The organism is Shouchella miscanthi, assembly GCF_007725405.1.
In the GTDB taxonomy this organism is placed as follows: domain Bacteria; phylum Bacillota; class Bacilli; order Bacillales; family Bacillaceae_D; genus Shouchella; species Shouchella hunanensis.
This window is the reverse complement of sequence record NZ_CP042163.1, coordinates 3965442-3978733: the sequence shown is the minus strand read 5'-3', so window position 1 is coordinate 3978733 and position 13292 is coordinate 3965442. Positions and strand designations below refer to the sequence as shown.

Below are 13292 nucleotides of genomic sequence, written 5' to 3'. Positions count from 1 at the left end.
ACAATTTCGTTCATTGTCTATAAAAAGGAATAAGTAGAACGATAATGATAAAGCGTGGTGACTTTGATGAGCGTAAATATAACAGAATTAGAGAATATGACGTTAAAAGAGCTATATGAACAAGCGAAAACGTTTAAAGTCTCTTATTACAGCAAACTAACAAAACGAGAACTTATCTTTGCTATTTTAAAAGGACAAGCGGAGCAAGACGGGCTTTTATTTATGGAAGGTGTATTAGAAATTATTCAAAGTGAAGGCTTTGGATTTCTGAGACCAATTAATTATTTGCCTAGTACAGAAGATATTTATATTTCCGCATCGCAAATTCGTCGATTTGATTTAAGAAATGGAGATAAGGTTTCTGGAAAGGTTCGGCCACCAAAAGACAATGAGCGCTATCACGGGCTGCTACATGTAGAAGCGGTTAATGGTGATTCGCCTGAAACATCAAGAGACCGTCCTCATTTTCCAGCACTTACCCCTTTATATCCAGATGTGAAGATCGATTTAGAATCTAAGCCCGGTCGTGTTTCGTCGCGTATTATTGATATGGTGTCACCAGTTGGTTTTGGTCAACGTGGACTAATTGTTGCGCCGCCGAAAGCAGGGAAGACTTCATTAATGAAAGAAGTCGCCAATAGCATAGCGGAAAAACACCCCTCTGTTGAGCTGATTGTTCTGTTAATCGACGAGCGTCCAGAAGAAGTAACGGACATGGAACGTTCAATCAAAGGGGAAGTTGTAAGTTCAACATTTGATGAAGTGCCAGAAAACCACATTAAGGTAGCTGAGCTTGTGTTAGAGAGAGCGATGCGTCTCGTCGAGCATAAGAAAGATGTCGTTATTTTAATGGATTCCATTACGCGTCTTGCTCGCGCGTACAACCTTGTCATTCCACCAAGTGGACGTACGTTATCTGGGGGGATTGATCCAGCTGCTTTTCACCGTCCAAAACGCTTTTTTGGAGCAGCTCGAAATATCGAAGAGGGTGGAAGTTTAACGATTTTAGCGACAGCCCTGGTCGATACAGGCTCAAGAATGGACGACGTCATTTACGAAGAATTTAAGGGAACAGGTAATATGGAGCTTCATTTAGACCGCCGTCTTGCTGAAAGAAGAATCTTCCCATCAATTGATATTCGTCGTTCTGGTACACGAAAAGAAGAGCTGCTTATGCCAAAATCTCAGCTTGATAAACTGTGGACAATTCGTAAAACAATGAACGAATCACCTGATTTTACCGATCAATTTATTCGCCGTGTGAAGGAAACGAAGACAAACGTCGAGTTTTTTGAGGAAATGCAAGCAGAAATGACAGGCAAGCGTCGATCGTAAAAGTTGATCTTGCAAATTTGGTGTGGGCTTGATATAATTTCGATTATGTGAGGAAAACTCTGTTTCGAATAGATTCAGGGCAAAAGGAGATGAAATGCAATGAAAGCTGAAATCCATCCAACGTACCAAAAAGTTGTATTCTTAGATACAAGCACGGGCTTCAAGTTTCTAACTGGTTCTACTCGTGGTTCTAATGAGACAGTTGAGTGGGAAGATGGCAACACTTATCCACTTATTAAAGTTGAGATTTCTTCGGATTCACACCCATTCTACACTGGTAAGCAAAAGCTTGCTGATGCAGGTGGCCGTGTTGATAAATTCAAAAAGAAATACAACCTATAAGCAGCAAAAGACAGGCAGTCATAATGCCTGTCTTTTTTTATGACGCACGCGCATGAGGAGGGACAAATGGCACAGCTATTTTTTAAATATGGTGCAATGAATAGTGGAAAATCATTTGAAATCTTAAAGGTGGCTTCGAACTATGAAGAGCAGAATAAACCTGTTTTACTATTTACTTCTGGCATTGATACGCGAGATGAAGTCGGCTATGTATCAAGTCGTGTAGGATTAAGGAGAGCAGCTATTTCTGTGTTTAACGATACTAACCTTTTTGACGTTGTAAAGCATGCTGAGCAGAAACCTTATTGTGTACTCATTGATGAGGTGCAGTTTCTTTCAAGAGAGCATGTGCTGCAATTAGCTAAAATTGTGGACGAATTGACAATTCCAGTAATGGCTTTTGGACTAAAAAATGATTTTCAAAATGAGTTATTTGAAGGAAGTAAGCAAATGCTCATTCAAGCAGATAAAATTGAAGAAATGAAAACCATCTGCTGGTTCTGCCATAAAAAAGCAATTATGAATTTACGTGTAGATGAACATGGAAAACCTATTTATACAGGGGATCAAATTCAAATTGGTGGCAATGACCAATACTACCCTGTCTGCCGTAAATGTCACCGTCATCCGCCTTTGTAAGTTTAGTATAGGAGTATGGAAAAAAAGTTCTTGTGGAACCCTAAAGGAGCCGTATGACTGTACGGCGCAAAAGGGGGAGAAGCATGAAGAAGATCGCAACTGGTTTCGTTGCTTTGTTCGTTATGGCAGGTTGTGGGAGTGACATGGGTGCAGCGGATGTTCACGAGAAGCATGATCGTGGCATGGGTGCCTTTGGACCAGGTCCTTTAAACTTTGAGCATATGAAGCATGAACAGGATTCATACCCGCAAGGACAAACGAATCTTGGCGCAAGTTATGTGAATCCGAGTGCCGAACACAGAACGTTAGAAGAAGATGGGCAGCTTGTTGAAGAAATAATTGAGGAGCATGGATTCAGATCTGGCATTGCCATTGTGAATGGTGGGCATATCTATGCAAAAGCTCATCCAGACCATGAATGGGATAAAGCAGAACAAGAGCAGCATACGAGAGAATTAGAGAAGGCGCTCGAGAGGGGAATTCCACGCTACCAAGTCCATCTTCGTTAACGAAAACTGACCCGAGATTATTCATCTTCGGGTCAGTTTTTTATCGTTACGATCGTCTTCTTGCGGTTTGTTGAAGTGGATCCCAGACGCTGTTAAATGGGGGAGAGTAGCCAAGATCTAATTCCTCTAGATCTTGCATGGTCATTCGGTGATAGAGGGCTGTCGCCAATACATCACATCGTTTATCGACACCTTTTGTGCCAATAAATTGTCCCCCTAACACTTCCCCTGTTTTTTCGTTGTATTGAAGACGAATCAAAATGGGTTCGTGTGTAGGATAATAAGCAGCGACGTGGGGAAGTTTGGCCTGCACGCATTTATAGGCATATCCTAGTTCTTCAATTTCACGGGAAGATAATCCTGTTCTCGCCAACGTTAAGTCGAAAAACTGATAAATTTGTGTGCCGACAATGCCTTTAAACACCCGTGGCTTTCCGCACATGTTTAATCCCGCTATACGCCCTTGCTTATTTGCGTGCGTACCGAGGGGGAGGTACGTGTCTTTGTCGGTAATACGATGGTAATGAGTGGCGCAATCCCCAGCCGCATAAACATCTTTCAAGTTTGTTTCCATATAACGATTCACTTTAATGGCACCATGCTCATCGAGGTGTATACCTGTATTTGTTAAAAAGTCGGTATTTGGACGAACGCCAACAGCAACAATGACTAAATCGGTTTTGCATGTAGACAGATTGGTGATAACGGAGGTGACGTTGCCCTCCTCATCTCCTTCAAAACCGATAATGTCATGATTTAAATCAAGTTGAATCCCTTCTTCAATCGCTTTTTCGTGGATATGATCGGTCATTTCCTTATCAAAGTTCATTGCAAGTCGAGCTGAACGTTCAAGAATTCGAACTTTATGACCTGCTTTACATACATTTTCAGCAATTTCAAGCCCAATGGAACCGCCGCCAATAACGGTAATATTTCGTCGTTTCCCCTTTAGTCGCTGAATAATTTTCTTTGCGTCAGGAATTGTTTTTAATGTATAGATTCCTTTAAGGTGGTTGTTGTTCCAATCAGGTACGAAAGGTCTAGCGCCAGAAGCGATCAATAATTTATCATAGTCAATCTCAAAATTCTTTCCGATGACACGCTTTTCGTTCACATCGATTGATGTTACTTCGTGCTCTGTTCTGGCGTCAATGCCGTGCTTAATCCGATACGTATCTGCATCTCTGGCAACGAGCTTTTCTTCCTTTTCAATATCGCCACCAATCCAATAAGGAAGACCGCATTGTGCATATGAATAATAAAGCCCTTTTTCGAGCACTGTAATGTCGGCTTGTGCGTCGTTTCGAACAAGCTGCATCGCTGCACTCATTCCTGCGGCATCACCGCCTATAATGACATAGTTCACCTTTATCCCGCCTTTTTAGAAAACTCAAATCTATTCTATGTAGTATTCCCAACAGGAAGTGCGTGCAAACCGTTCGAATAGGGTGCATTGACCATTAGAAGTGCCATATACTATAATAGTAAGGATATGTAGCGGAAATAAAGATGAGGTGACGTCGTGTTAGATCGTTTACAATCTGTTGAAGATCGTTATGATTTTTTAAACGAACAACTAAGTGATCCAGATGTAATTAGTGATACCAATAAATTACGTGAGTACTCAAAGGAACAAGCACAAATAGAGGAAACCGTGCAAGCATACCGTGACTATAAAGAAGTTCACGAACAATTAAATGAAGCGAAAGCCATGCTTGAAGATAAATTAGACGATGAGATGTACCAAATGGTAAAAGAAGAGCTGGATGAGCTTTCAAGTCGAAAAGAAGAATTGGAAGCTCGTTTGAAGATTTTGCTTTTACCGAAAGATCCGAATGACGACAAGAACGTTATTGTTGAAATTCGTGGAGCTGCTGGCGGAGACGAAGCTCAGCTCTTCGCATCGGACCTATTTAAAATGTACTATCGTTTTGCTGAGATGCAAGGATGGAAAACAGAGATTATTGAAGCCCAGGCAAATGAAATTGGCGGCTATAAAGAAGTCATCTTTATGGTCAATGGAACAGGGGCTTACTCAAAACTCAAATACGAAAACGGTGCTCACCGTGTACAGCGTGTACCAAAGACAGAATCTGGCGGACGTATTCATACGTCTACTGCAACGGTGGCTGTATTGCCTGAAGCCGAAGAAGTGGAAATTGACATTCATGAAAAAGACATTCGAGTGGATACGTTCACTTCAAGTGGTCCTGGTGGGCAAAGTGTAAATACGACGATGTCAGCCGTTCGTTTAACTCATTTACCTACGAATACAGTTGTTTCGTGCCAAGATGAAAAATCACAAATTAAAAACAAAGAAAAAGCAATGAAAGTGCTTCGAGCGCGTATTTTCGATAAAGTGCAGCAAGAAGCGCAGGCGGAATACGCAGATGCACGTAAAACCGCAATCGGCACTGGCGATCGTTCTGAGCGGATTCGTACCTATAATTTCCCTCAAAGTCGCGTAACGGATCACCGCATTGGCTTGACGATTCAAAAGCTTGAGCAAATCTTGCAAGGTCAACTCGATGAAATTATTGATGCACTTATTGTGGAAGAGCAATCTGAAGCAATGAAGAATGCGGAATCGTAATGAAGAAGACGGTATACGAAGCTCTGAACTGGGCTTCGTCTTTTTTACGAAGTCATGGTCTTGAGGAGCCGGCAGGAGAGTGGTTGCTACGTCACCATCTGAACAAAAATCGTGCCGCCCTATTAGCCAGTTTTCACGATGAAGTGCGTGATGACGTTTGGCTAGCTTTTAAAGCAGATGTCGAGACGTTAACTTCAGGTATACCGGTGCAGCATATCATTGGCTCTGAATCGTTTTATGGACGCATATTTAACGTATCAGGGGATGTGCTCATTCCTCGACCAGAGACTGAGGAACTGGTTCAAGCGGTTCTTGAGAGGCTAAAGGGAACGGAACGAATTGTTGACATAGGTACGGGAAGTGGAGCTATTGCTATTACTCTACAATTAGAATCTCCACATACAGAAGTGACGGCGGTCGATGTATCAGAAAAGGCTTTAAACGTTGCCAAGGAAAACGCAAAAACATTAGGTGCGAAGGTCCGGTTTAAACTAGGTGATTTATGTAGACCCGTTAAAGCGGAGTATTTCGACGTCATTGTGTCAAATCCTCCTTATATACCGGTAGGAGATCGTGCTTCATTAGCTGAACAAGTAAGGGAATATGAGCCTGAGCTCGCTTTATTTGCCGGAGATGACGGACTAGCTGTTTATCGTCGTTTAGCGCTTGAACTTCATGAGTATGTCCATGATGGATCACTCATCGCTCTTGAAATCGGAGCAGGACAGGGAAGCGCGGTCAAGCAGTTATTTCAGAAACAATTTCCAAAAGCCACTATTGAAGTCCGTTTTGATATTAATGAAAAAGATCGAATTGTATTGATTGATGTTCGATTATAGCTAAAGAGAATGTCGAACGATTTTGTGTTTAAACGGTGCTTGCCCTGACCATGCTAGGAGGGAAGGGGCGGTGCTCGTAATGAAGGCAAAAGCAATTATTTATCTATTAATCTCTTTATTTGTAGGACTAATGAGTTGGGAATCACAAAATGCACAAGCAGTTAGTCAGTTTCATCAAGAAGTAAATGAAGAAGAGGCAATTCGCTTACGCATTTTAGCAAACAGTGATTCCGTTAGTGACCAAATGTTAAAACGGGATATCCGTGATGAAATAAATGCAGAAATTACAAAATGGGTTCAAGAAGTGAAAACGTTTGAGGAAGCAGTAGCAATCATTGAAAGCAACATGGATGAAATGGAAGCGATCGTTGCGCGTGAGTTGAGCAAATACAACAAGAATCAAGACTATACCGTTGAATTTAACGAAGAGGTTGCGTTTCCGACAAAGCTTTACGGTAACCTTGTTTACCCCGCAGGAGCCTATCAAGCCGTTCTTGTAACACTTGGAGAAGGGGAAGGCGAAAACTGGTGGTGTGTACTATTTCCACCATTATGTTTTCTAGATATGGACAATGCAGAAGCGAAAGAGGTAGAATCAGAATCCAACGAAGAAGATCCTGAAGTCGAAACATCTTTTTTTATAGTTGATATGTTTGAATCTGTATGGGATCGGTTATTTGGATAATAGTCATATATGTACAAGCCTCCTCATAGAATGAACAAAAAGGAGGACGTCTCATATGTCATTAACGGTTCGAAAAATGGAAGAAACGGATGTATTGGCAGTTCAACATTTATTTGCACGGGTTGGCTCTGCTAAAACGCCGAATCAAATAGATAGCTTTGTTGTCGTCGAGAATGAAGAAGGAATGTTAGTGGGAACAGTCGGGTTAGACAAAGTGTTAGATCTAGGGCTGTTACGCACACTTGTCATTGATAGCGAAAAAACCCATGCCATGGCAGCAGTTGAATTCATTCAATTAGCATTGGCGTTTGCTCATTCTGAAGGTGTAAACCATGTGTATGCATTGAGTAGTGGAAAGGCGTCTTTATTTGAGCCATTAGGTTTTGAACAAGTATCAAAACAGTCGATTCCTGAAGAAATCAAGCAATTAGAGCATTATCAACATATAACGAGCATAGATGACACGATTGCATGGTCTTATAACTGTTCGCATATTGTGTAAGACCTGTGGATTTGTGTATAAGTTTTGTGTATAAGCGCGGAAAAGTTCAATTATAGCTGAATTTATCAACTTATAAACAGTTTATCCACAGCCGTGGATAAACTGTTTTTTCTTTTGGTGCAATCGATAGATTAGTCTGATAAAATAGAGTGAACCCTTATAGGATAGGCATTTGAAGATTTGAAGAAAAAAGTTTCGTTAGAATGAAAGAGGCGAACAGATCGTGAGTTATAAACAGACGAAGGTTTGGAATGTGGATAACAATGATATAGAGAAGGGAGAACCCTTATTATTACAAGAACCGACAATGTGGATAAGGGACAATAAGCTCATTGCGTTCCCTACTGAAACGGTGTACGGCTTAGGGGCGAACGCATTATCTGATGAAGCAGTCAGCAAAATCTTTTATGCAAAAGGAAGACCGAGTGACAATCCACTGATTGTCCACATAGGAGATAAAACACAGCTGAATGAATTAGTAGCAGACATTCCTGAAGTTGCGGATCGTTTAATGGAGGCCTTTTGGCCAGGAGCACTTACGTTAATTTTTAAAGCGAAGCCGGTCTTGTCGACCCATGTAACAGCGGGCTTAGAAACGGTAGGTATACGGATGCCGTCTAATCCGGTGGCAAGAGCGTTTTTAAAAGCGTGCCAACTGCCCATTGCCGCTCCTAGTGCAAATCAATCAGGCCGCCCATCACCTACAACAGCAGCCCATGTGTTACAGGATCTGAACGGAAGGATCGATGGCGTGATTGACGGGGGACAAACAGGCATTGGTTTAGAATCGACGGTATTAAGCATCGTTGAAGATACCCCTGTACTTTATCGGCCTGGAGGTGTGACGAAAGAAGAAATTGAAGGGGTTGTTGGACCAATTGGTGTGGATAAAGCGTTAGTAAGCACAAATGAACAACCTAAATCACCAGGAATGAAGTATACGCATTATGCACCTGAAGCCGACGTGTATATTGTGGAGGAGCCAAAGCATTTTCATTCCGCTATTCAAAGGGCAAAAGCAAGTGGATTACGGGTAGGTGTATTGGCGAGCGAGAGTTATAAAGAAGCACATGAATCGATTGTGGTCCACTCCCTTTATGACTTAGCTCAGACGTTCTATTATACGCTTCGTTTATTTGATGAAAAAGCAGTAACGGTCATTTTCGTAGAAGCAGTTCCGACACTAGGTGTTGGAGCCGCTATAATGAATCGACTCGAAAAAGCAGCGGGTGGCAAGCGTCTATAAAGAAAAAGAGTATGGACTTAACAGGAATGGTTTAAGGACAAGGTGAATAGTGTAGAGAAGGCTGGCTTTCACACCTTAACAAACAAGCCTGTTTTTGCCGATAACAAGAAAGAAAAGAATGATTAGATAGCCTCCCTGTTTAGTTGCACACGCAACTGAATCTGCATGAAGAAAAACGACGACATTATGATGAAAAGGAGCGGAAAATGGAGCGTTCAAAACAAGTGTTTTCTTATAAAACAGAAGTGGATCCGGAAACAGAAATCATTTATGGCCATGTAACGATTATGACGGATCGAAAAGCGATGGATGTTCCATATTACTTAATATCGGATGAAGTATTCGCAGTAGACGAGGATTCTTTTGCAGACAAGCCCGGTGTTAATGATTTATTGGGAATGCTTGAGTTTTTTTATACGGAATCCGATCGTTTACTCGATACCGTTGTCGTGTTTCCTCAAATGCGTGATGACATTATTCGGATGGAATCATTTGCAGATTGGTTACAGCAATGGCAGCGCTATTTCTATCTTTCCAATGTGAAAGATATTGGCTTTATCGTCTCTCATAAACAAGCTGAAAGTGAACGTTTTTGCATGATTCTAGAAGAATTAGGATTTGAAGAAATGCTTTCTTCAGAAGAAGAACAGCAATCATTTTACTTTTACAATGTAACCTATATTACCCCTGTTGATTTCCCTAATGATGATGATGGCGCTGTTTTGCAGAGTTTAAAAGACTCTGGTGTTGATATGAGTAAGCCACGGGAAGTGGAGTTTATTTTGCTTTGTCCTAATCGACGAATTGCTCGAAAAGTAGCGAAGTTGGTTGAACTTGAAGGGTATGTAGTTGACGTTGACGAAGATGAAGGACATGAGGAATTTGTTCTGGTGTGCAAAAAAGTGATTTCTCTCACTCATGCTGAAATTGTGAAGCAACAACACGATTTAGAAGAAATAACGGCGAAATACGAAGTGAAAATAGACGGCTGGGGAGCAATGGTGGATTAAGGCTACCTAGCTATAGATGGAACCTCTCATTTTACGAATGGGAGGTTCTTTGCTGTTACCATTTTTATGACCATGCCTATTAGCCTGTCTAAAATCTCTCGGACGTGCATACATTCGAATAGCATGTTTTTGCGGGAGGAGTTAAACAATGCACGAGATTGTGACGATAATGATTATGGCAGCAGCTTTAGGAATGGATGCCTTTTCAGTAACCTTAGGAATGGGGATGCTTGGTCTTACGGGAAAGCAAGTGTTCCGCATTGGTCTTACGATCGGTGCTTTTCACGTCTTTATGCCGTTACTCGGTATGATTACGGGTCAATGGCTTTCTGGTAAGTATGATGTTATCGCAACCTACATAGGTGGAGGTCTTCTCCTGGTTATAGGTGTGCAAATGCTGTTAGCTTCTTTTTCGGAAGAAGAAAACTCAAAATTAAGGCCAGTAGGTATTGGGTTATTATTGTTTGCCTTGGGTGTAAGTTTAGACAGTTTTTCCGCTGGCTTGTCGTTTGGTATTTTAGGAACGAAAGTCATGTTGACAGTAGTAAGTATTGGAGCTGTCAGTATGGTATTAGCTTGGTTGGGTTTGTTAATTGGCTCTAAATTTCATAAACTCATTGGTTCTTATGGAGAACTATTAGGCGGGGTTATTTTAATTGGATTTGGTTTGAAAATCATGCTCCCACTTTGATGAATCAACTGGTACACATGTGCTAAACTAGTGAAACATTGATGTAAAGTGAAGGAGTGGAACCATGAAAAAGAAGAAAAATGTTTTAGTTGTTTGTACAGGAAATACGTGTCGCTCACCATTAGCTGAAGCTTATTTAAAGAAATATGGAAGTGAGCACGTAAATGTTAAATCTGCAGGCGTAAGTGCTGCGTATGGACATGCAATTTCTAGCGGTTCTAAAAGGGTTTTAGAAAAAGAAGGAATTGAACTAGATCACGCGTCGCAACCTTTATCGGATGAACTCATTCAATGGGCGGACAAAGTACTAACGATGTCTTCTGCCCATAAACGAATCGTAGAAGAACGTTATCCTTATCAGAATGTATCTACGCTACAAGAGGCGGCTGGAAGAGAAGGCTATGATATACAGGATCCCTTCGGTGGTACGGATGAGGATTATGAACAAACTGCGAAAATGATTAAAAAAGCCGTTAAAGACTTTCTGCGGCAATCTTAAAATAGAAAAGGATGAATGGGAATGGAAGCAGAAACAAGTGTCTCTAAAAGGTACAGATTCAGTATTCGGAAGAAAATTGTATTAGGGGTTAGTACTGTTGCGGTCATAACGTTTGCTAGCAGTGCCATCATCCTGTACTTTTTAGCAGATTTTTTTGCTTCGTTCCTTAACATAGATCCAGCTTGGCTCACATTACTTGTTCTGCTAGCGGGTGTAGTCTGGAGTGGCATACTCGGTTATTTTCTATCGAATATTATAACGAAACCTTTGGCCCAGTTAGAACAAGCGGTTACAGAGGCGGCAGCTGGTGTCATAGATCAAACAGTCGAATTATCAAAGTCAGATGACGAACTGCGTGCATTAGGTGTCGCATATAATAAAATGCTCACAAATTTGAATGGAATGGTTCGTGAAATCGATCGGAACTTCGTTGAAACAGATGAGCGAGTTCAGCAATTAGGTATAGCTACAGCTACTTCCTCCTCTCAAGCGGAGCAAATCGGCTTTACAATGGGCGAAATTGCTAGTGGAGCAGAAAATGCTGCACAAGCCATTCAAGAAACCGTCTTCTCTCTCGAAACGACTACTGAAATGGCAAACGAGATGCAAGAAAAAGCCTCCTTGTCATCAAAGCAAGCGTCAGAAATGGGGCAGCTTCTTGAAACAAGTAGGGTCATGACGACGAATCTTGTAAAAGGAATAGGCGACCTAACAACGAAGCAAGAGCATTCACTTGATTCGGTTCACCGTCTTGAAGAACAAGCGCAAGAGGTAGAAGGGATTACGGCAGTTGTTGGTGCCATCGCTAAGCAAACAAACTTACTTGCTTTAAATGCCTCTATTGAAGCTTCTCGTGCTGGGGAGCATGGGCGCGGGTTCGCGGTGGTAGCGAGTGAAGTTCGGAAGCTGGCTGACGAAAGCACACAAGCGGTTGAATCCATCAATCAATTAATTACGACTATTCAAGAAGAAGTGAAACAAGTTGTTAAGAACATTGAAGAACAAGTAGATGTTGCAAGAATTCAGACGGAGCAAGGTGAAAAAACGACAACGGCACTTTTGGAGATGGAATCATCTGCCAAAATTGTTACAGATATAATTGAAATTATTTCTACTTTGTCGGACAAGCAGAAGCAATCCATTGAAGCGAGCTCGGTGAAAACAGAGGAAGTAGCTGCGATTGCAGAGCAAACCTCTGCTGGTGCACAAGAAGTCACGGCGATGACAGAAGAACAGACGGTCGCGTTAAGTGAGATTGAAACGTTATCAAAAGACTTATCAAATCAAGCCAAGGAATTGAAGACAACGATCGAAAAGTTTACAATAGAATCAAACCAATAGAAGCGTCCTAAACAGGCGCTTTTTGTAGTGGTAAAAACGAAGGAGTGTACGAGATGAAAATAGCTATTGCTTCCGATCATGGTGGAACTCGTTTAAAAGACGAACTCATTGCCGTAATAAAAGACTTAGGGTTTGCTTATGAAGATTTTGGTTGTAATTGTGAAGGGTCCGTTGATTATCCTGATTATGCTCTTCCTGTTGCTGAAAAAGTAGCAGCAGGTGAATTTGATCGCGGAATTCTCGTATGCGGTACAGGAATTGGTATGTCGATAGCGGCAAACAAGGTGAAAGGCATCCGCTGTGCCCTTGTACACGATGTGTTCAGTGCAAAAGCAACAAGACAGCATAATGATACGAATATGATTTCAATGGGTGAACGCGTTATTGGTCCAGGACTGGCTGGAGAAATTGTGCGGACATGGCTAGGGGAAGCGTTTGAAGGCGGACGGCATGCGAATCGAATTGGCAAAATTACAAGCTATGAAGACACACATCGCTAATGACTATTGAAGAGCGTTTATTCGACGGCTTACAGGCGTTTCAGAACCGTGTTCCTGCTTTGCAAAACAAGTTATTTGTTATTGGTGTATCCACAAGTGAAATAGCTGGCAAGCCAATTGGAAAAGAAGGTTCAATGAACATTGCAGAAGAGTTGTACCGCGGGTTTAGTAAATTCCAAAAAATTACAGGTGTTCACCTTGTTTTTCAATGTTGCGAGCACTTAAATCGTGCGTTAGTAATGGAGCGAAGTGTAGCAGAGCAAAAAGGCTTAACCGAAGTGAGTGCAGTACCTGTTCGTCATGCTGGTGGAGCAATGGCCACTTATGCCTATCGACAACTACAAGAACCTGTTTTAGTAGAATCGGTTCAAGCCGATGCAGGGATAGATATAGGCGATACGTTTATTGGAATGCACATTAAACCAGTTCTCGTACCAATTAGAATTGGCTTTACGACCATTGGTTCCGCTCATGTAACGGTAGCGACTTCGCGACCGAAATTAATTGGCGGAGAACGTGCACAGTATAAAATTGGTGAATGATTTATTTAAAAAGTTGCTT

The 13292-nt window shown here is 41.6% G+C and carries 16 protein-coding genes; 15 read left to right on the top strand and 1 reads right to left on the bottom strand.

The genetic code is table 11. The annotated features are described in order from the left end of the window. Positions 1-66: 66 nt before the first annotated feature. From rho to FPV17_RS20305, 4 genes are all read left to right on the top strand, one after another. Positions 67-1335 (top strand): transcription termination factor Rho, encoded by a 1269-nt coding sequence (rho, locus tag FPV17_RS20320; RefSeq protein WP_035394271.1) that lies wholly within the window; start codon positions 67-69, stop codon positions 1333-1335. Between the two features lie 99 nt (positions 1336-1434). Then, positions 1435-1677, top strand: a complete 243-nt coding sequence (locus tag FPV17_RS20315; protein WP_035394274.1) for a type B 50S ribosomal protein L31 — start codon at positions 1435-1437, stop codon at positions 1675-1677. A 66-nt stretch (positions 1678-1743) separates the two neighbouring features. Beyond that, positions 1744-2316, top strand: a complete 573-nt coding sequence (locus FPV17_RS20310; protein ID WP_144560247.1) for a thymidine kinase — start codon at positions 1744-1746, stop codon at positions 2314-2316. An 83-nt stretch (positions 2317-2399) separates the two neighbouring features. Next, on the top strand, positions 2400-2825 hold the full coding sequence (locus FPV17_RS20305; protein ID WP_035394278.1) for a hypothetical protein: 426 nt from the start codon (positions 2400-2402) through the stop codon (positions 2823-2825). 46 nt (positions 2826-2871) lie between these two features. Here the strand turns inward: FPV17_RS20305 and FPV17_RS20300 are convergent, their stop codons facing one another. Further along, positions 2872-4191 (bottom strand): FAD-dependent oxidoreductase, encoded by a 1320-nt coding sequence (locus tag FPV17_RS20300; RefSeq protein WP_144560246.1) that lies wholly within the window; start codon positions 4189-4191, stop codon positions 2872-2874. 156 nt (positions 4192-4347) lie between these two features. Between FPV17_RS20300 and prfA the strand changes: the two genes are divergently transcribed. The 11 genes from prfA to FPV17_RS20245 all read left to right on the top strand — a co-directional run bounded on the left by prfA (position 4348) and on the right by FPV17_RS20245 (position 13273). Next, the gene (gene prfA / locus FPV17_RS20295) at positions 4348-5418 is read left to right on the top strand and encodes a peptide chain release factor 1 (protein WP_035394280.1); all 1071 of its coding nucleotides are present in this window, start codon (positions 4348-4350) and stop codon (positions 5416-5418) included. Further along, entirely contained in the window at positions 5418-6257 is an 840-nt protein-coding gene (prmC, locus tag FPV17_RS20290) for a peptide chain release factor N(5)-glutamine methyltransferase (protein ID WP_144560245.1), read from the top strand. Before prfA ends, prmC begins: the two co-directional genes overlap by 1 nt. A 79-nt stretch (positions 6258-6336) precedes the next feature. Then, positions 6337-6942 carry a stage II sporulation protein R gene (gene spoIIR, locus FPV17_RS20285; RefSeq protein ID WP_035394336.1) on the top strand — a complete coding sequence of 202 codons (606 nt, stop codon included), beginning with the start codon at positions 6337-6339 and terminating at the stop codon, positions 6940-6942. A 55-nt stretch (positions 6943-6997) separates the two neighbouring features. Continuing rightward, positions 6998-7444 carry a GNAT family N-acetyltransferase gene (locus FPV17_RS20280; RefSeq protein ID WP_035394283.1) on the top strand — a complete coding sequence of 149 codons (447 nt, stop codon included), beginning with the start codon at positions 6998-7000 and terminating at the stop codon, positions 7442-7444. 223 nt (positions 7445-7667) lie between these two features. Next, positions 7668-8690: an L-threonylcarbamoyladenylate synthase gene (locus tag FPV17_RS20275; protein ID WP_144560244.1), complete on the top strand. Its 1023-nt coding sequence runs from the start codon at positions 7668-7670 to the stop codon at positions 8688-8690. Positions 8691-8896: 206 nt separating this feature from the next. Beyond that, on the top strand, positions 8897-9700 hold the full coding sequence (locus tag FPV17_RS20270; protein ID WP_144560243.1) for a ribonuclease E inhibitor RraB: 804 nt from the start codon (positions 8897-8899) through the stop codon (positions 9698-9700). A 148-nt stretch (positions 9701-9848) separates the two neighbouring features. Continuing rightward, a complete protein-coding gene (locus tag FPV17_RS20265) occupies positions 9849-10391 on the top strand; it encodes a manganese efflux pump MntP (RefSeq protein WP_144560242.1) in 543 nt (180 codons plus the stop codon). A gap of 64 nt (positions 10392-10455) precedes the next feature. After that, positions 10456-10890, top strand: coding sequence for a low molecular weight protein arginine phosphatase (locus FPV17_RS20260; RefSeq protein ID WP_035394288.1), 435 nt, complete (start codon positions 10456-10458; stop codon positions 10888-10890). A 21-nt stretch (positions 10891-10911) separates the two neighbouring features. Beyond that, complete coding sequence (locus FPV17_RS20255) at positions 10912-12231, top strand: methyl-accepting chemotaxis protein (protein WP_144560241.1); 1320 nt, start codon at positions 10912-10914, stop codon at positions 12229-12231. A 53-nt stretch (positions 12232-12284) separates the two neighbouring features. Then, positions 12285-12731, top strand: coding sequence for a ribose 5-phosphate isomerase B (gene rpiB / locus FPV17_RS20250; protein WP_035394289.1), 447 nt, complete (start codon positions 12285-12287; stop codon positions 12729-12731). Further along, on the top strand, positions 12731-13273 hold the full coding sequence (locus FPV17_RS20245) for a TIGR01440 family protein (RefSeq protein ID WP_144560240.1): 543 nt from the start codon (positions 12731-12733) through the stop codon (positions 13271-13273). The genes rpiB and FPV17_RS20245 overlap by 1 nt, the downstream gene beginning before the upstream one ends. The last annotated feature ends 19 nt before the right edge of the window (positions 13274-13292 follow it).